The organism is Trichocoleus sp. FACHB-46 (assembly GCF_014695385.1).
GTDB lineage: Bacteria > Cyanobacteriota > Cyanobacteriia > FACHB-46 > FACHB-46 > Trichocoleus.
In genome coordinates, this window is the sequence record NZ_JACJOD010000034.1 from 12,899 (window position 1) to 29,347 (window position 16,449).

Here is a 16,449-nt window from a genome sequence, read left to right on the forward strand (position 1 = left end):
TAAATTTTTTATTTGTTAGTTTTGCGATCGCGGCCTTAATTCGCTGAGAAAGCGATTTGTCGAAAAAGCAAAATGATTGTAGTAAGGCTTTGGACTTAAAGGCGCTGTGAATTCGCGGTGCATCTGAATAGCGCTAGAACACCAAACCAAGGACTGTGTACTGGTGAACCGTAAAATCTCTATAAAATCTGATGTAGAATTTTTAGGCTCGAAAGGCTTCTGGAGCCGCTGCCCAAATTTGGTGCATGAAATGCCTGAGCCGTTGATGAGCTACCTGAGCAGTTTCTGGGTAAGCCTCAGTCTCTGAAGCGTAGAGGGTGCTTAGTAGTGGCATGACCTCAGTATCTAAAGCAGGCTGAAACAATAACGCAGGCCAAAGCAGGTCGGGCGCTTGACGTAAATCATAAATGGCTGACTCGCTCGTCTCCCAGATAGGTTGGTAGTGACCAACGGTAGGATAACAAGCAACATCCGTGACAAGGGCTAGAGGCCGAGACCAATACATTTGACGCGATACTATTTGCTGAATTAGCTCAACATAAAGGCGATCGCGATCGTGTTGCAGATAAAGAATTTGATGTGGCTGAAAATCGTTAGGGCGGTCCATCAACACAGACAACAGAAGAACTACAAGTTCTGCGTTCTCCTATTTTAGAAGTTAGAATCCCATCTTGTAGAAGAGTAATTTCCCTGACAGGGGTCACGAGATTAGGGAATTTAAGTATTATTAAGTAGACCTAGCAATGAACTGCCTGATTGTTTCAGTTAGCAACAGACTCATAAGTTGTGATACTCCAAGCTCCAAGAGAACTTTGCTAACCAACTCCAAGCCTAGCCTACACAAAGTAGTTTAGGTGGCAGGTCAACCATTAGAGCCGCTAAAGCCAATCAGTCTTTATAGTCCGTTTATTAGAAGAGAGGAGAGCAATGTCTGTCGAGACCATTGAACAACGTTCAACGGCCCGTAAGCTTGCACCACGCTACCGGGTTTTACTGCACAACGATGACTACAACTCTATGGAGTATGTGGTGCAGACCTTGATACATACAGTTCCTAGCCTGACTCAGCCACAGGCGGTTAGCATCATGATGGAAGCCCACAGCAATGGCATGGCTCTAGTCATTACCTGTGCCCAAGAGCATGCTGAGTTCTATAGCGAAACTCTCAAAACGCACGGCCTTAGTAGCACAATTGAGCCAGACGAGTAAAAGCCACAAAAGACGTTCCTAACTTGAAGCTCCATCTGACTCGCCTAGCTCATTATCCTGCCCCAATTCGCTTAGCAATTTTCGTAGTCTCCCTGCTGCTGGTTTGGCTACCTGTAGCAGGGCCGATTTATTGGTTGCTAGATGATCAGAATCTGATTAGCATTCTGACTCTGACATTGCTGTACGTCGAGTTTATTTTGCTAGCGCGGTTCTGGGGGCGACGGGTTTACCAAGACACAACCATTCTGCAAAGTTATGGCCTAAAGCTTTCGCGACAAAACGGGCTAGAGCTGCTGGGGGGTTTGGGGATAGGCGTATGCAGCTTGTTAGGGATGTTTTTAGTTAAAGGAGCGCTAGGGTGGCTAAATTGGCGATCGCCTTCTGTGTTTCTGCTTCAAATCATTTTGGAAGGGTTGCTGGTTTCTTTAGGAATTGGGTTTGCGGAAGAACTATTTTTTCGCGGTTGGTTGTTACATGAGTTAGAGCGAGATTATCGACCCACTACAGCACTTGGGGTTGCTAGTACCGTATTTGCTCTGGCCCACTTCATCAAACCGATCGCTGAAATTCGCCGCACTTGGATCAACTTTCCCGCTTTAGTGTTGCTCGGTTTAGCTTTGGGTTGGGCTAAGCGAGCAACTCACGCCAAAGCAAGTTTAGATGAACCATCTGATCGAGCCCGACCTCGTTTTCAAGGTCAGCTAGGGCTACCTACTGGCTTACATACAGGACTAGTTTGGGGCTACTACATCATTAATGTTGGTGGGTTAATTCGCTACTCTAACCGCATCCCAGAGTGGATTACAGGGATTGATAGCAATCCTCTAGCTGGAGCAATAGGAATTTTGTGCTTGAGCTTGATTGCCCTAGGCATGAATCTAGCGGCTAGAAGACGGCAAGCGATCGCCAAACGCTAACCTCTAGACTTAAACCCACTCTAGTCCCAGTTCTAGTTCCGATAGCCTCAAGCAATTATCGATTCTGAGCCGCAGGTGCCAGGGCATCCAATGCAGTTCCTAATAAGCAAGTGCTTGCCAAATTCACACCATTCAAGTTGGCATCTTTGAGTTCAGCACAGAGCAAGTTAGCCCCGCTCAAGTTAGCTCCTGCCAAATTAGCGCCTTGTAAGTCGGCTTCTTCTAAGTTCGCTTCACTCAGTAAAGCTCCTTGTAAATCGGCTTGACTCAGGTTAGCGCCTTGCAGATTGGCTCCACTTAGGTTAGCGCCTCGCAAGTCGGCACTCCGCAAGTCCACTCCTTGCAAATTCACGCCAACCAAGTTGGCCCCGCTGAGAAAAGCACCTGTGAAAATGGTCTGAGTTAGCTTAGCCCGCATTAAGTTAGCGCCTCGCAGGTTGCTGCCTCGGAGGTCTGCCCCTGTGAGATCCGCCTGCATCAGATTGGCCCCTAGCAGATTAGTCCGCAAATCTGCCCCTACCAATTGCGCCCCAATTAAGTTGGCACCGTCCAAACGCGCTCTCGCTAGCTTAGTGCGATTAAAGTTAACCCCCACTAAAGACGCACCTGCTAAGTTAATTCCACTTAGATCCAGGTTAGAGAGGTCTTCATCTTCCAGATTAACTCCCGCCAGCTGCTTCAACTGCCCAGAGCGAATTGACTCAATGTCCATGAGTGCCTCCTACAGCTGCGGTCTTTTCGGAATTTCCAGTGTCACTGGAGAAGGGATAGGCTGCTTCTTCTAATCGAGCATCCAGTAACCACATCCCAGAGGTGACGCGATGGGGGGTAAGCGGTAAACTGAGACCCTGCTGTAACCCACACACCATCAAGGCGAGAACCTCTACCAGCTTGGGGTCCCAACGAGTGCCTTGATAAGTTTGGCATTCAGCTAAAACTTGCGAGAGGGCTGCTTCTAAATTGAATGCGCGATCGCCCTGAGAGCCACCCTGAACATAAGCCAGTCGCAAATCAGCTACTCGCCGTTGAAAAGCTTCTACCAAGCCTAAAATCCGCGATTCTAGAGGAATTTCATCACCCGCCAAGCCAGCAGGATGACCAGAGCCATTCCACCACTCGGTTTGGTGATTAATAATCGTGGCGATCGCACTGAGACGAGGCAGAGTTCTGAGAACTTGGGCACCCGGCACTAAGGGACAACTTAACGGACAACTAGGCGCTTCCTCTTGGGCCTGGAGGGCATGTCCTCCAGATAAGCTCTCTGCTTCCTGCATGGGAGCAATGCGGTGCAACATGCCAGCTAAGCGGAGACGGTGCAGTTGCCACGCGGGTAAATCCAGCAGTTGGCCCATCATTTCGGCCAAGGCCGCTACCTCAGCTGCTGCCATCGGATTTTTAATATCTGTCAGGTCGCTGAGTTGGGCAATTCGCAGAAATGCCTGTAGCTCATTTGAGATTAGATTGTGGTCTAGAACGTCGGGGTGAAGCTCTTCGGTAAAGGGAAGTTGGCCTAAATCTTGCTGACTGGCTTTGAGGTAGTCAACCACCCGTGAGACCACCCCACAAAGATCGTCTGATTCGGCTTGCGTTGCTTCATTGGCGATCGCAGTCATTTGAGCTTGGAGAGTTTTTTGCAGCTCTGGATCGTAAGGACCAAGATGAGCGATCGCCAACTCCACAGTTTCTTGCACCAAGTTCGGTTCAAAGGTCCAGAAGCCATAAAACTTTCGCTCGCGGTCCTCTGTCGGCAAACCCCCAGGGCCGTAGTCAGCCGCAGATAACTCTTGGCACAACACCATCGCCGTGTAGGTGGGTGACAGAATGATCAGGTGCCACTCTTGGGCCACTGGGTCTGCTGGCTCTAGACCAACTATCGCTACATTCTCGCGCTGACTAGTGGGGTGTTCGGTAAAGCCTGAGTCAGGCGCAGCCATAATTACCACTTGCCGCGATCGCGCTGCTAGGTCGCCATAGCGATCTGCTTCTTGCAAATACCATTTACCCCGCTGAAAGGCGGTAATCACCAACGGGGGGCTACTACAGCTAAGAATGCAGTCCTCCAAGGCGTGGCACAAAGCAACTAAAGTGTTTTTGTAATAAACCCCAAAGCTCAGAGGGCGCTTTCCTGTCTCACCTGTTTGATGAGCCGCCTCTAGCTTTTGCAGAATAGAACCTTCTAACATGATTGAAATATCACTAGGAATGCGTAGTTCAAGCGTACGGTGGTAAATGCGCCTTAGTCATAAGTAAAACTACTTCTTTAGCGCTCAATTGTTATAGATGCTATGAGGCAGAAGTCGCTAGTTGTTTCTCCGTCGGAGCAATCGGGGCTGTCAATGCTTCCTCTAGGTCAGCTCGGCCTAGCTTACTTTCGAGAATGCGCATTACCTCTCGACCAAAATCGTTCGGGTTTTGCTTCCAAGCTTGTAGACAAACCTCACCAAAGAATGACCCCATCGGTTCGGGATTCCAGAGCAGTTTCTTCGCCGTCCAAGGCATCAAGCTCATGGGGTCGTAACCCGCCTGCAAAATGCCTTTGTCTAGGGCGTACTCTTCTAAATGAGTATGGGGTTGCAAGCCAATAAAGAAGATGGCAGGCTCTACCTTATCTGCGCCGAAGATACTCTCTAACTCGCGGTGATAGGCGATCGTTTGGCGAATCGTGTCCGGACGCTCGTCAATCACGTTAAATGAATAATTCACAGACACAACATCCTTAAAGCCCGCTGCCTTGAGGTCACGACAGTTTTGCAGTACTGTCCGCAAGTTGTAACCCATCCGCATCTTCCGCACGAGTTCTTGAGAACCGCTGGTGATGCCGATCTCGAAGTAATTCATGCCAGTTTTGACCATGAGGTCACACAACTGCGGATTCAGGTTGTCAGCTCGGATGTAGGCAGCCCAGTGAACGTCCTCCATACCCGAATCAACAATTTTTTGCAGCAGCTCGATCGCGTCATCAATGTATTTGCGGGCAGGAATAAACTGAGCGTCGGTAAACCAGAAGTTGCGAATGCCGCGATCGTAGAGTTGGCGCATCTCAGCCACCACTTCATCGGCTGGATTCACCCGGACTTGCTTTCCTTCCACCACGGTATAGACGCAGTAGCAACAGTTATGAGGACAGCCCCGCTTGGTTTGTACCCCCACATAGAAGTCACTTTCTTGGAAGTAGTATTCAAATTCAGGCCAGATGCCGCTGATGTAGTCGTAGTCGCAAGCTGTTTTCTGGATTGGCGTGGGCCACTCATGAATCAAGCGATCGCGCGGTTTGGCTTCTCCCACGACATAACAGCGCTCATCTCGAAACTCTTGGCCTCGAAGCAGCTTCTCTAGCAGCGTTTCACCTTCCCCCACAGACACAATCGTCCCGGCGGGCAACTTCTTGCCTAACTGCTCGTAGAAGACGCTAACTGCTCCGCCACCCACGACTAGGCGAGCTTCAGGATGATATTTTTGCGCCCGTCTCAAGCCACGCTTAATCAAGCCTAAATTTCGCCAAAGCTCTGTATAGTAGGCGCTGGTAACTCGAAATCCTCCCAAAGCTCCTCGTAGCTTCACAAAGGGATTACGAGCGTAGAAAAACTCAAAGGCATATTGCAGAGGATTGCCGCCACGCCCCCCGACAGGAGCATAAATCTGAATGTCTCGCCACGAAAAAACCAGTAACGTGGGTCGAAACTGATCCACACAAGCATCTAAAGCTGAAGCGAAATCTAGGGGTGGCACCGTTCCCAAGTCAAAAATTCGTTGTTCTAAGCTAGGAAACAGCTTGTGCAGGTGATCAGCTAAATAGACAACGCCAAGGGGAAAAATCGGATTACAAGGAAGGCGAACGTAGAGAACTCGATGGTGCATCACAGTGTGGTGTTAAGAATTTTTGAGTCTCACAATCAAGCACAAAAAAGAAATTTCAGATTAAGACGAGTAATCAAGCAAACCAGAACCCAGCTGAGGAGCATGACACAGCCTGAATGTCACTAGCAGTTCTCAAGTTCAAATCCCTGGAGACAAACTCAGCAACATCTGCATGCCTACAGGAATTCTGAAAATTGTTTTATATAACTTTACGATACCATTGGCCTTCCTAGTTAGCATGGTGATTTTTCGCTCTCACCCGAAAAAGTAATGCACCTGGAGCTTAAAGAAGTTTCAATAAAGTAGGCCTGTAGGTTTGTAAAGCTTGTCAGTTCAACAATCCCCCAAAAGCCTTAACCAGCAGCTCTTTAGGTTGGTTCCACTCTACCTATTGGTAGAGATATTGATGAAGATCTACAAGGGACAAACTGGATGGTAGTCATGTTTACAGCTACCGGGGATCGGGGGTGATAGTGTTCCGAATATAAATCTACCTACGGCTTTAAGCTCCTCAAAATTATGGCTCAACTCCTTGATCCAGTTCCTTCTGATCAGCCTGATCCTATTTTTTGCTGCTATGTCAATGCCACGAGTCAGATTCAGATCGCACGAATTACCAATGTAGCGAATTGGTACTTTGAGCGGGTTGTGTTTCCCGGCCAGCGCTTGCTGTTTGAAGCCCCACCAGAGGCTCAATTAGAGATTCATACAGGCATGATGGCTAGCGCTATTTTATCGGACAATATCCCCTGTTCCGAGCTGTGGATTGAAGCTGAAGTGTACCCAGGCTTGGACACAGCGAGTGAGCAACGTAAAGAAGAGAAAAATGAAGGGCTCGGCGTCGTAGAACCTCTAGCCGCCACCGCTTGACGCAAATTCATCCTGATGGATAGTTGCATGTAAACAAGCTGAATTAAAGATTTAGGGGTTCCGCTCGCAGGAGTCCAACTTAATACATAGGTTAGTTTCCCTGAAATGATGATAATAGGAAGACAAAAGTCATCCTGTAAATAGTTTTGAATCTACCCTCATTCCTCTGGCTGTGGAGAGCCGCTGCTTGGTCAATGGGCTTCTCGCTCTTGGCATATGTGCTTTTGGCCATGACTGGCGTCTGGATGTTCCAAGTTCGCTCTAACGGTCAACCTTATCCAAACTGGCTGCGATCGCTGCATTACCTGATTGGCGGCATCCTCGCGTTCCTAGTGCTGTTCTTGCTAGCAATCGGCTTGGTAGGCACCGTGGGGCATTACGGCTCTTTGGGGCATTCAACCCATTTGCCTGCTGGCTTAATAGTGGTGGCTTTAGTCGCGATTTCTTTCTGGAGTGCGACCCAAATCAACCCTGAACGTGGTTGGGCGCGAGCGCTGCATATAAGCACGAACCTAATTTTGTTCCTAGGGTTTATTTGGGTCTCAGTCACAGGCTGGGACGTAGTACAAAAATATCTACCTTAGATAGAGGTCAGAAGAAAACGACAGTCTTGAGTAGTAGGGCTCAATAACCATAGCTTCCGTAGAAATCCCCCACTTGGGGGAATGCCATTTACGGAATTTTCAGTAAATATGCTGAATATCAATTAATACTCTGCTTTTAGTTCCGAGCTATGTCTTACCGTCCTGTTTCTCGTGGGTTTGTGGTAATTGATCCAAATGGCATGCCTCTACTAGAAGCATCTCAACAAGGACGCTACGCTCTAGTATTTTTAAGCCAAGCAGATGTCATTCGCTATCGCGAACGAGTAACCGAAGTTCGCCAAGCCACTAAACAGGACTACGCGATCGCTGCGATGCCCATGCATCGGATTCAGCGCTTGCTCAGCCAAGAGAAAGTAGGCTTTTGCGTGATTCAAAACTGGGATGCGATCGCTGCTTGATAGGTTGGCAGCAAATAGCAGCAAGTTGGCGATCGCTCAGGAACCACTACTTCTGTTTGAAGTGCTGCAAAATTCCAGAAAGTTCTAAAATCACTTTGACTTGTGGCTTCACACCTTTTAGAGCAAACTTAGTCCCCTGCTGTCGAGACTTCATCAAACCTTCTAGGATCACCTTTGTCCCTTCCGGATCAAGAAACTGAGTTGCACTCAAATCAAGCACAATACCTTCACCTGCTTGAATCTTTGTTTCTAGGTCTTGAGCTAAAAAGGCAGCAGTACAGCAGTCAATTCGTTTTGGTGCACGGACAATAACAGGAACGCTTGCAGAGTTAGACATAGGGCATCACCTCATAGTTCTGATCTAACTCGGTGAGGCAGCCGAAGCACATCCGTAAAAATCGAATTTGTATTCTACGCTACTAGAATCCGCCTCAGTATGATTGCGGCCACTCTGTGACAACTCGAATTACATCCGAGCAAGTCTAGGTTTGCTGCCTTGGGGGCTAGCAAAATGCAGCTTCGAGCAGCGTAACGAAAAGAGTTAGCCTACAGTTGAGAGAGACTAATTACTTAAGAGCGATCACGAGATTGAACTGTGTCTTTAGAGCCCCCTCCTGATTTGTCTGTGGTGTCAGAGCCTTCTGCAACCCCAATCCAGCCCTTGGAGCCATCTAGCTTTGGCATTTCACCATTGATTCGTCTGACCCTCCTAGGGCTCTACGTTGCTTTAACCATACCCTTGCCTTTTTTGACTCAAGTGACTAGTGCTCCAGTGCCTGCCAGTTGGCTCTGGATTGGCATTACGATTGGCGCGATCGCCCTTTATGCCGCTTTGAGCGAGCGAGTGGTATTAGACCAGGATGGGATTCAAGTGACCTACCCCCGTTGGGTCCCTAGATGGTTACGCCCAGGTTGGGTGCTACCTTGGCAGGAAGTTCAAGCTTTGAAGCCACGCTCAACTGGGCAAGGAGGCTTGGTTTACTACTTTTTGACTCACTCTGGTAAAGCTTACTTGCTGCCGATGCGCGTCTCTGGATTTGCCAAGTTAGTGCAGCAGGTGCAACAAAAAACAGGCATTGATACAAGCGATGTGCGGCCCCTCGCTCAACCCTGGATGTACTTGATCTTGTTAGGGTTAACGCTGATGCTACTAGCAGTCGATAGTTGGACCATTTGGACAGTTTGGACCCAGGGATACCCATCTCCCTTAAACTGAATTGACGGTCTATGGACGCAAAAATAGTACCTCTGCCAATGGAACAAACTGCACAAATGCGCTTGCAGCAGGTTAATTTAGCCGCTTCGGTTGGAGCCCACTATTTACTGCAAAACATTTCTTTTGAAGTGTTTCAGGGCGATCGCATTGTTTTGGTGGGGCCATCTGGAGCGGGAAAAACCTCGCTACTGCGTCTACTAAATCGGCTGAGTGAGCCCACTCAGGGAGCCATTTACTTAGACAATCAAGAAATTCGGCAAATTCCCGTCATTCAGTTGCGACGGCAAATTGTTTTAGTGCCCCAAGAGTCAAAACTTTTGGGAATGACCGTAGAAGCGGCTCTAACCTATCCCCTGACGCTACAAGAACTTCCTCGCACCACAATTGCCCAGCGTTTGCAGTACTGGCTAGAACAATTACACATTCCCTCCGAGTGGCTAGACCGTACTGAGTTGCAACTCTCAGTGGGTCAGCGGCAATTGGTTGCGATCGCGCGATCGCTAATGCTTCAGCCCAAGATTTTGCTTCTAGACGAACCCACCTCAGCTCTAGATGCAGGGCGAGCCGCACATGTGCTTAAAGTTCTAACCGATTTAGCAGAAAGTGGGCAAACCACTCTCTTAATGGTGAACCATCAACTTGATCTAGCTCAGGAGTTTTGTACCAGAGTCCTCTATTTACAGCAAGGTCAACTTCTCAAAGACTCACCTAGCCCAGCCATAGACTGGATTGACTTACGCAATACCTTGATTCAGGTAGAAACTGAAACTACTCAAGAATGGATGTAGCCTCGACCTAACGCTCTGTCAAAACCACGAATTGACCACGCCAAAATTCCCGCTTAGAAATGGCGACCATCGCTAGTAGCCATGCGGAAAGCAGTTGGGTCAGCAGGGATAGCTCCCTGTCTCGCATGAGAGCGCTCTGCTAATGCTGCAGAGTTAGGCGTCAGAACTTCCAGATTGAATCGATAGCCCACATTTCGAACGGTTTGAATCAAACTGGGTTGGCGGGGATCGGTTTCAATTTTTTTCCGCAAAGATAGAACATGTGTATCCACTGTTCTAGGGTTGTCAATTTCATCAGGCCAAGCCCGACGCAGCAGCTCCGATCGGCTCAAGGGAGCACCCCCCGCTTGGGCTAGGATGTACAGCAGACTGAACTCTTGCGGTGTCAGGTCAATGAATTCGTCTTGAAAACGAGCTCGGCGCTGCACCAAATCAATGGTGAGATCCCCATACTCTAACTGGAGTGGCGCTACCACTGCTCTAGTACGCCGAGTGAGGGCTTCAACTCTGGCCTGAAACTCTTGCATACCAAAAGGCTTAGTCAGGTAATCGTCGGCCCCCGCTTTCAGGCCTTCCACAATATCTGCTTCTGTATTACGAGCCGACAACATCAAAATCATTGATTGCTGTTGTTGCTGTAACCAGCGACAGAACTCCAATCCATCTCCACCAGATAGGTCGGAGTCAAGCACAACGAGGGTTGGTTGGCGGCTTTGAAACACCTCTCTCGCTTGGTGGATATCGGCTGATTGATAAACCCAGTACCCTGCCTGCTGCAGATGCCAACCGAGCAGCGATCGCAGGTGCGGATTTCCTTCCACTATTTGAACGCAGACAGCTCCCACAGAGGCGCAGTTTCCTTCGAGTGATTGTCCTCCAACTTAACAGAGCATTTGTCATGGGTTTGTAACCCCTGCTACTCACGTCCTCGTGCGGAACCAACAAATCATCGTATCTGTCCCTGAGGCTATGACTTCTGGCCCATAGGACATCTACAGGTTAAGGGTAGAATAAGAGTATCAACATCCCTAGCTGCTCAGCTCACTTCCACTCGTAGAATTCTTAACACTCACTAGGGTTTACCCGTTGAAGGTGGTGAAGCATTACCAACAGCGCTTGTAGTACTGAGTCAATTAGGCCAACTCCGAAGCGAAAGCCCCGCGATCGCCCTAGCCAAATCGGTCTAAATAAACGTCCATACTATTCCCGCCAACTAAGGACTTAACCTAAAGATTATGCTTCAAGACACTCTGACTATCCGCTACTACCAAAAACTCTCCGATGCTCTAGGCGAACTTTGGAATCGGGGGTATCGTTTCGATGACTTGCGCCTTTATGTGGATGGCTATTTAGCAGCGCTTCGACATGCAAATACAATCGAACCCTATCAAATTCATCGGCTAGAAGAAGAAATTACTCGTTACCTCTACGACTCTTCTAACTTTGAAAGCCTAGAGTCTCAGACAGACTACTACTAACCGTTGCTCTATACCAAGTTCTAAACCATTAGTCCGTAACTAGATGGTGGGTTCAGTCGAGCTGTAGGGAAAGTAGGTATATAGAAGGGCAAATTTAATTTTAATTGACTGAAAAGATTGCACAAAAAAGGGCAGATTAAAAGCTGCCCTACAAATATTTTGTCTTACCTTCAGTGAGTGGCTGATTCAATCACGAAAGTTTTAGGAAGCCAGAGCGACTTCTACCATCTGCTGAAGTTCGCCTTTTTGGTAAAGTTCAATCAAAATATCCGAGCCACCAACAAACTCCCCGTTGATATAGACCTGAGGAATTGTGGGCCAGTTAGAGTATTCCTTAATGCCTTGACGAACTTCGTGATTTTCTAAAATATCAACGGTTTCATAGGGTACACCCATTGAGTTCAGAATCTGAACTACGTTGTTAGAGAAACCACATTGAGGCATTAGCTTTGAGCCCTTCATAAACACCACAATTTTGTGCTGTTTGAGCAAAGCGCCGATCTGTTCTTGCAATTCTGGAGTCATAGCTGTTCCTAAACAATCTTTGCGATGTCCTCTATAACTAGTGTACTGGTTGGTTTTCCAGGACGACTGCCAACCCTAACCAGAGTTATCAGAGATGCATTGGCGAGCTGGCTGTAGCAAGTTTGCTAAAACGTTCTTGAGCCACTAGTCAAAGAGATTGACCCAAAGTAGCCCAAGTTTGAGGGGTGAATGTTTTCAGAGACAGCGCGTGAATGGCTTCGGTAGACATTGCCTCCCGGAGAGCGCTGTAGACCAACTGATGCTGCTGCACCAAGCCTTTTCCTTCAAACTGAGATGAAATGATCGTGGCCTGGTAATGGTCACCACCACCTGTCAGGTCTTGGATTTGAACCTGCGCGTCGGGCAAGGCTGCTTTGATCATCGTTTCAACTTGATCTCGGCTAATCATTCATACTCCTCTGCATGTTCTCAGACTGATCTAGTCTAGCTTTAGCTGGATACTTGACCATTAAGCAAGTTAGAGCAACGCTGGCTAGTTAGGTGCCAAGCATGTGGTAGATGCTGAGCTAGATTGATTTAGGAAATAGGAAAGCCTCAGTTTGTCAGTCCGCTGAGTTAGAAATTCTTCAGTAATTGAGTCGCTGCCGTTAACGAGGAGCCGCAGGCGTAGAAGACTGTTGCTCGCCTCCAGCCCGTGGGAACTGGGCATCCACAAACCCGAGTTCAAACAGTTGCTGGTAAGCTTTTTTGCCCAGGTCACGAGTTGGCTGTTGACTGCGAATGATCTGTACCAAGAGAGGGACTGCCAATTCGGGTTGATTTTGAGCACGATGCACTAAAGCCAACTGGTAAGTAGCTTGATCCCTTAGCTGAGCTGCATCTAGAGCTTTACGGCGTTGGCTATCAGCTACACGGTTGTCAATACCAGAGAAGCTCGAAGCTAAGTCTTGATAGAAATTGGAAAGCTGGTTGTAAACTTGGCGGGCTTCTTGCAATTTCTGAGTCGCCAGAGAATAGTTTTGAGCTGAAACAGCATTACTAGCTTCATCCATTAAACGCTGGCCACCGGGTAGGCTCAGCACGCCAGAAGATTGGCTTAAGGGACGTATATTATTGGGGTCATTGGGGTCAAGCGGTTGAGCCTGGCCACCCGATGGGGGGAGAGAAGGAACCTGAGCCTGAGCAGCCAGCGGACGTAGCAGCGTGAAAGCTACGGCAAGTTGCAGAGAAACTAAGCCTGTCAAGCGAAGGAAGCGAACAGAGCCAGAGGAGATCATGGAGTAACTTTGCGAATTTGCAACAAACAGGACAGATTCAAACTTCGGGTATCTTACCATTGGCGGTCCTCGGTAGGTTTAAGTAACTACCAAAGCCTCTGCCAAGCTGAACAAGCGCCTGTAAAGGTTTCAGCACAGCTCAGCAGAAATACCACTGTTAAGCACGCACCCAACTTTTACTGACTCGCAATTGTTGGAGTTAGCATTAATTCGGTGCCCAGTGGATTGGAAAAAATACTCCCAAGTTTGAGTAAAGGAGACTATGATTTTTGGGCTTGAGTTCCCTAGCCCAGCAGAGGTACGGTTTTTGGGAAAGATGAAATCACCCCTTTGAAGTAAGGAGATATGGCTGAATCTATGCCCTAATTTTGGTTAGCAAGTGCAGCTCAAGGAGCCAGTCTCATGACCCATGATGCAAACCGACCCAGTGCTTCTAACTCAACTCCAGGTTCGGGAGTGCCTGAGAGTAGTACCGGGATTATTTTGCAGCGCGGGGGCGAAGAGTTGCTGCTAGAGAAGGTGAGCGATCGCTTCACGGTTCATCCCTCGTCGCCAGAGGCGGTGCAGCACTTAGCGCAGCAAATTCCCGCCGAGCTACATCGGAACGTGCCTCCTGCTCAGTCAGCCGAATTTATTGTTGACCCATCCCAGCGGGACCAGGTGATGCAAACGGTGCGATCGAGCAGTGGCGTGGACTTTGCCAGCCATGTGTACCGAGTTAAAAATAACCCTGGTTCGCTGATTTACCTGACAGATAAACTCACAATTCAATTTGCGGCTCAGGTTAATCTAGCAACTAGGAACGCGATCGCCACAGAACTAGGTTTGCAAGAAGTGCAGCCTGTTGTGGGAATCCCCAATACGTTTGTGTTTCAAGTCACCGCTCAAGCTGCAGCCAATCCAGTCAAGATCGCCAATCAGCTAACTCGGCGATCGGAGGTATTGATGGCTGAACCAAATATTGTCGTCAGAACCCAGGCCCACTACCGCCCCAGCGACCCGCTATATCCAAAACAGTGGTACCTCAACCACAATGGTGGCCCTGACTTGGCCTCAGGTTCCCATATTTCGGCTGAAAAAGCTTGGGACATCACTAGAGGGAGCCGTTCCATTGTGGTGGCAGTAGCAGATGACTCTTTTGATCTAAACCATCCTGACTTTCAAGGTCAAGGCAAGATTGTCGCCCCTAGAGATTTGAGAGATCAAGACTTTTTACCCCTCCCAGACGATACAGAAGCTAGCCACGGTACTGCTTGTGCAGGCGTAGCTGTAGCAGAGGAAACGGGTAGTGGCATTGTTGGCGTGGCTCCTGGATGCGCCTTAATGCCCATCCGCACCACAGGCTTTCTAGACGATGAAACGATCGAACAAATCTTTGACTGGGCTGTGGTCAATGGTGCAGCGGTAATTTCTTGTAGTTGGGGGCCAAGCGCTGTTTACTTTCCGCTGTCCCTGCGGCAGAGCGCTGCCCTCACTAGAGCTGCTAAAGATGGTCGCAATGGCAAAGGTTGTGTAATTGTTTTTGCTTCTGGCAACGCCAATCGTCCGGTCAATGGCGCGATCAACGAACAAGGCTGGCCCAACAGTGTGCTACGCGGACCCACGACTTGGCTGACTGGATTTGCAGTTCATCCCGATGTGATGGCGGTTTCGGCCTCTACCAGCTTGAACAAGAAAGCTGCCTATAGTAACTGGGGCACCAATATATCAGTTTGTGCACCGAGCAATAACGCTCCGCCCGGAATGTGGCTGCAAGAAACCGGGTTTGTCAGTACACCTCCAGAAGTTCGGGTGTTTCTACCAGGACAAAGCGTTTTCACAGCTGATCAACTCGGAGCCGCAGGCTATGACCCCGGAGACTTTACCGGAGATTTTGGTGGTACTTCCAGCGCTTGCCCCACCGTGGCAGGCGTGGCGGCTCTGGTTCTCTCGGCCAACCCTGATCTTACGGCGCAGGAAGTACGTCAAATTCTGCAACAAACCGCAGACAAAATTGTTGACCCTGACCCCGATCCGCAATTTGGGTTTCGTAAAGGCACCTACGAAGCAAATGGCCGTTCGGAATGGTTCGGTTTTGGTAAAGTGAATGCGTTTAAAGCGGTTCAAGCAGCTCAGCGACAAATGGCTGCACCTTTAAGTAGCTCTCAGCAAGTTCAAGGGCGCAATGATAGCAGCGTGGCAATCCCAGATAACGATTTCAACGGCATCAAAAGCGCGATTCAAATTAACGACCCCAGCTTAGTGCGGGATATTCAAGTCACCGTCAATCTAGAGCACAGTTTCTTGGGTGATTTGGAAATTAGCGTGATTGCACCTAAAGGCCAAACAGTGTTGTTGCAAGGCCGCACGCTGGGTCGCCGGACGCAGTTGCAAAGCAACTATTCTCTGCAAAATACACCCCTACTGCGTAAATTGCTGAATCAGTCTGCCGCCGGACGCTGGCAACTGTGGGTTATCGATCGCGCGGCAATGGATACAGGCACACTCAAAAACTGGCGACTAACCCTCGGTATTTGATTCCGCTGGCGCGATCGCGGGCCAAGGATGAGCCGCCAACAAATTGCTGGTTAGCTCTTGCAGCGATGATTCTAGGTCAGCTGTCAAGCGCTTAGCACTCACTTTAGGTTGTTCTAAATCATAATTGGCAGCTTTTAGCGGCTCGCCAATACGAATTGCTACCTGAGAACGCCATCCGGGCACAGCCTGGCTGTAGTGCAAACTAATCGGCACAATCTTGACTCCCAAACCCGGTTGATTGGCTTCTGCTTGTAGCGCTAAGCGGGCCAATCCGGGCTTCAGAGAATGCACCTGGCGATCGCGAAAAATCCCTCCCTCTGGGAAGATTACCAAAGATTCGCGGTTTTCTAGTAACTCCACCCCATGCCGCAAGCTAGCGATCGCCGGACGCTTTGGGTCAATCGGAAACCCGCCTAAGCGCCGGATAAACCACCCTTGCAGTCCCTTTACCTCATCCGCCGACACCATGAATCTTAAATCGTGCCCCGTAATGTCGCGACCCGCCGCATAAGGCACGAGCAACGCATCCCAGCGCGAACGATGAGTCGGCGCTAGAATCACTGGCCCATCCGTCGGCAAATTCTCCTGACCGCTGACCTCAATCCGCCCAAAGTAAGTAGGCAAAACCACATGACGACCCAGCGGATAGACCCAAGGCATGAGCCACGGGGAAAAGCGAGAAATACCCGTTGCAGGTTTCTTGGGTGGAGAAGAACTTGCGTGAGTGGTTATCTCCATGTCCTGTTTTGGTGCTGGAGGAGTATCGCTAGAGTCACGGCCAAAAGAGTTAAGCGAAATCATGGAGTCGAACGAGATCATAGTGACAGCGG

At 49.0% G+C, this 16,449-nt stretch carries 19 protein-coding genes; 9 read left to right on the top strand and 10 right to left on the bottom strand.

From position 1 onward, the window contains the following. Positions 1-202 precede the first annotated feature (202 nt). Positions 203-607, bottom strand: a complete 405-nt coding sequence (locus H6F72_RS21955; RefSeq protein WP_190440847.1) for a hypothetical protein — start codon at positions 605-607, stop codon at positions 203-205. Positions 608-927: 320 nt separating this feature from the next. On the opposite strand from H6F72_RS21955, the gene clpS reads away from it, so the two are divergent. Both clpS and H6F72_RS21965 read left to right on the top strand, forming a co-directional pair. Then, a complete protein-coding gene (clpS, locus tag H6F72_RS21960) occupies positions 928-1,209 on the top strand; it encodes an ATP-dependent Clp protease adapter ClpS (protein ID WP_190440850.1) in 282 nt (93 codons plus the stop codon). A 23-nt stretch (positions 1,210-1,232) separates the two neighbouring features. Beyond that, entirely contained in the window at positions 1,233-2,126 is an 894-nt protein-coding gene (locus H6F72_RS21965; RefSeq protein WP_190440854.1) for a CPBP family intramembrane glutamic endopeptidase, read from the top strand. A 55-nt stretch (positions 2,127-2,181) separates the two neighbouring features. On the opposite strand, the gene H6F72_RS21970 is transcribed toward H6F72_RS21965, so the two are convergent. From H6F72_RS21970 to H6F72_RS21980, 3 genes are all read right to left on the bottom strand, one after another. Further along, positions 2,182-2,838, bottom strand: a complete 657-nt coding sequence (locus tag H6F72_RS21970; RefSeq protein WP_190440856.1) for a pentapeptide repeat-containing protein — start codon at positions 2,836-2,838, stop codon at positions 2,182-2,184. Further along, entirely contained in the window at positions 2,828-4,309 is a 1,482-nt protein-coding gene (locus H6F72_RS21975) for a DICT sensory domain-containing protein (RefSeq protein ID WP_190440859.1), read from the bottom strand. The genes H6F72_RS21970 and H6F72_RS21975 overlap by 11 nt, the downstream gene beginning before the upstream one ends. A gap of 100 nt (positions 4,310-4,409) precedes the next feature. Continuing rightward, a complete protein-coding gene (locus tag H6F72_RS21980; protein WP_190440861.1) occupies positions 4,410-5,984 on the bottom strand; it encodes a photosystem II high light acclimation radical SAM protein in 1,575 nt (524 codons plus the stop codon). 519 nt (positions 5,985-6,503) lie between these two features. On the opposite strand from H6F72_RS21980, the gene H6F72_RS21985 reads away from it, so the two are divergent. The 3 genes from H6F72_RS21985 (at position 6,504) to H6F72_RS21995 (ending at position 7,857) form a co-directional block, all read left to right on the top strand. Next, positions 6,504-6,854 carry a DUF1830 domain-containing protein gene (locus H6F72_RS21985; RefSeq protein ID WP_190440864.1) on the top strand — a complete coding sequence of 117 codons (351 nt, stop codon included), beginning with the start codon at positions 6,504-6,506 and terminating at the stop codon, positions 6,852-6,854. Between the two features lie 146 nt (positions 6,855-7,000). Next, positions 7,001-7,438, top strand: coding sequence for a DUF4079 domain-containing protein (locus H6F72_RS21990; RefSeq protein ID WP_190440867.1), 438 nt, complete (start codon positions 7,001-7,003; stop codon positions 7,436-7,438). Positions 7,439-7,587: 149 nt separating this feature from the next. Further along, positions 7,588-7,857 carry a hypothetical protein gene (locus H6F72_RS21995; RefSeq protein WP_190440870.1) on the top strand — a complete coding sequence of 90 codons (270 nt, stop codon included), beginning with the start codon at positions 7,588-7,590 and terminating at the stop codon, positions 7,855-7,857. 46 nt (positions 7,858-7,903) lie between these two features. Here the strand turns inward: H6F72_RS21995 and H6F72_RS22000 are convergent, their stop codons facing one another. After that, on the bottom strand, positions 7,904-8,194 hold the full coding sequence (locus H6F72_RS22000) for an STAS domain-containing protein (RefSeq protein ID WP_190440873.1): 291 nt from the start codon (positions 8,192-8,194) through the stop codon (positions 7,904-7,906). A gap of 258 nt (positions 8,195-8,452) precedes the next feature. On the opposite strand from H6F72_RS22000, the gene H6F72_RS22005 reads away from it, so the two are divergent. After that, positions 8,453-9,073 (top strand): hypothetical protein, encoded by a 621-nt coding sequence (locus H6F72_RS22005; RefSeq protein WP_370527548.1) that lies wholly within the window; start codon positions 8,453-8,455, stop codon positions 9,071-9,073. Positions 9,074-9,111: 38 nt separating this feature from the next. Next, positions 9,112-9,861, top strand: coding sequence for an ATP-binding cassette domain-containing protein (locus tag H6F72_RS22010; RefSeq protein ID WP_190441191.1), 750 nt, complete (start codon positions 9,112-9,114; stop codon positions 9,859-9,861). 53 nt (positions 9,862-9,914) lie between these two features. Here H6F72_RS22010 and H6F72_RS22015 read toward each other — a convergent pair whose 3' ends face one another. Continuing rightward, positions 9,915-10,682, bottom strand: a complete 768-nt coding sequence (locus H6F72_RS22015) for a response regulator transcription factor (RefSeq protein ID WP_370527549.1) — start codon at positions 10,680-10,682, stop codon at positions 9,915-9,917. Positions 10,683-11,096: 414 nt separating this feature from the next. Here H6F72_RS22015 and H6F72_RS22020 point away from each other — a divergent pair, with 414 nt between their 5' ends. Beyond that, entirely contained in the window at positions 11,097-11,339 is a 243-nt protein-coding gene (locus H6F72_RS22020; protein ID WP_190440879.1) for a DUF6761 family protein, read from the top strand. Positions 11,340-11,540: 201 nt separating this feature from the next. On the opposite strand, the gene grxD is transcribed toward H6F72_RS22020, so the two are convergent. The 3 genes from grxD to H6F72_RS22035 form a co-directional block, all read right to left on the bottom strand. Beyond that, a complete protein-coding gene (grxD, locus tag H6F72_RS22025; RefSeq protein ID WP_190440880.1) occupies positions 11,541-11,864 on the bottom strand; it encodes a Grx4 family monothiol glutaredoxin in 324 nt (107 codons plus the stop codon). Between the two features lie 148 nt (positions 11,865-12,012). After that, the gene (locus tag H6F72_RS22030) at positions 12,013-12,273 is read right to left on the bottom strand and encodes a BolA family protein (protein WP_190440883.1); all 261 of its coding nucleotides are present in this window, start codon (positions 12,271-12,273) and stop codon (positions 12,013-12,015) included. A gap of 199 nt (positions 12,274-12,472) precedes the next feature. After that, positions 12,473-13,162 carry a hypothetical protein gene (locus tag H6F72_RS22035; protein WP_242017066.1) on the bottom strand — a complete coding sequence of 230 codons (690 nt, stop codon included), beginning with the start codon at positions 13,160-13,162 and terminating at the stop codon, positions 12,473-12,475. A gap of 342 nt (positions 13,163-13,504) precedes the next feature. Between H6F72_RS22035 and H6F72_RS22040 the strand changes: the two genes are divergently transcribed. After that, positions 13,505-15,619 (top strand): S8 family serine peptidase, encoded by a 2,115-nt coding sequence (locus H6F72_RS22040; protein ID WP_190440885.1) that lies wholly within the window; start codon positions 13,505-13,507, stop codon positions 15,617-15,619. On the opposite strand, the gene H6F72_RS22045 is transcribed toward H6F72_RS22040, so the two are convergent. Further along, positions 15,602-16,438, bottom strand: a complete 837-nt coding sequence (locus H6F72_RS22045; protein ID WP_242017067.1) for a 1-acyl-sn-glycerol-3-phosphate acyltransferase — start codon at positions 16,436-16,438, stop codon at positions 15,602-15,604. The genes H6F72_RS22040 and H6F72_RS22045 overlap by 18 nt on opposite strands. Positions 16,439-16,449 lie beyond the last annotated feature (11 nt).

What these genes read in the sequence shown, in the direction of transcription:
- H6F72_RS21970 (WP_190440856.1), bottom strand. Translation starts at nt 2,838, where the DNA reads ATGGACATTGAGTCAATTCGCTCTGGGCAGTTGAAGCAGCTGGCGGGA.
- grxD (WP_190440880.1), bottom strand. Translation starts at nt 11,864, where the DNA reads ATGACTCCAGAATTGCAAGAACAGATCGGCGCTTTGCTCAAACAGCAC.
- H6F72_RS21955 (WP_190440847.1), bottom strand. Translation starts at nt 607, where the DNA reads ATGGACCGCCCTAACGATTTTCAGCCACATCAAATTCTTTATCTGCAA.
- H6F72_RS22035 (WP_242017066.1), bottom strand. Translation starts at nt 13,162, where the DNA reads ATGGTAAGATACCCGAAGTTTGAATCTGTCCTGTTTGTTGCAAATTCG.
- H6F72_RS22040 (WP_190440885.1), top strand. Translation starts at nt 13,505, where the DNA reads ATGACCCATGATGCAAACCGACCCAGTGCTTCTAACTCAACTCCAGGT.
- H6F72_RS22030 (WP_190440883.1), bottom strand. Translation starts at nt 12,273, where the DNA reads ATGATTAGCCGAGATCAAGTTGAAACGATGATCAAAGCAGCCTTGCCC.
- H6F72_RS21980 (WP_190440861.1), bottom strand. Translation starts at nt 5,984, where the DNA reads ATGCACCATCGAGTTCTCTACGTTCGCCTTCCTTGTAATCCGATTTTT.
- H6F72_RS21985 (WP_190440864.1), top strand. Translation starts at nt 6,504, where the DNA reads ATGGCTCAACTCCTTGATCCAGTTCCTTCTGATCAGCCTGATCCTATT.
- H6F72_RS22045 (WP_242017067.1), bottom strand. Translation starts at nt 16,438, where the DNA reads ATGATCTCGTTCGACTCCATGATTTCGCTTAACTCTTTTGGCCGTGAC.
- H6F72_RS22020 (WP_190440879.1), top strand. Translation starts at nt 11,097, where the DNA reads ATGCTTCAAGACACTCTGACTATCCGCTACTACCAAAAACTCTCCGAT.
- H6F72_RS21975 (WP_190440859.1), bottom strand. Translation starts at nt 4,309, where the DNA reads ATGTTAGAAGGTTCTATTCTGCAAAAGCTAGAGGCGGCTCATCAAACA.
- H6F72_RS21995 (WP_190440870.1), top strand. Translation starts at nt 7,588, where the DNA reads ATGTCTTACCGTCCTGTTTCTCGTGGGTTTGTGGTAATTGATCCAAAT.
- clpS (WP_190440850.1), top strand. Translation starts at nt 928, where the DNA reads ATGTCTGTCGAGACCATTGAACAACGTTCAACGGCCCGTAAGCTTGCA.
- H6F72_RS22000 (WP_190440873.1), bottom strand. Translation starts at nt 8,194, where the DNA reads ATGTCTAACTCTGCAAGCGTTCCTGTTATTGTCCGTGCACCAAAACGA.
- H6F72_RS22010 (WP_190441191.1), top strand. Translation starts at nt 9,112, where the DNA reads ATGGAACAAACTGCACAAATGCGCTTGCAGCAGGTTAATTTAGCCGCT.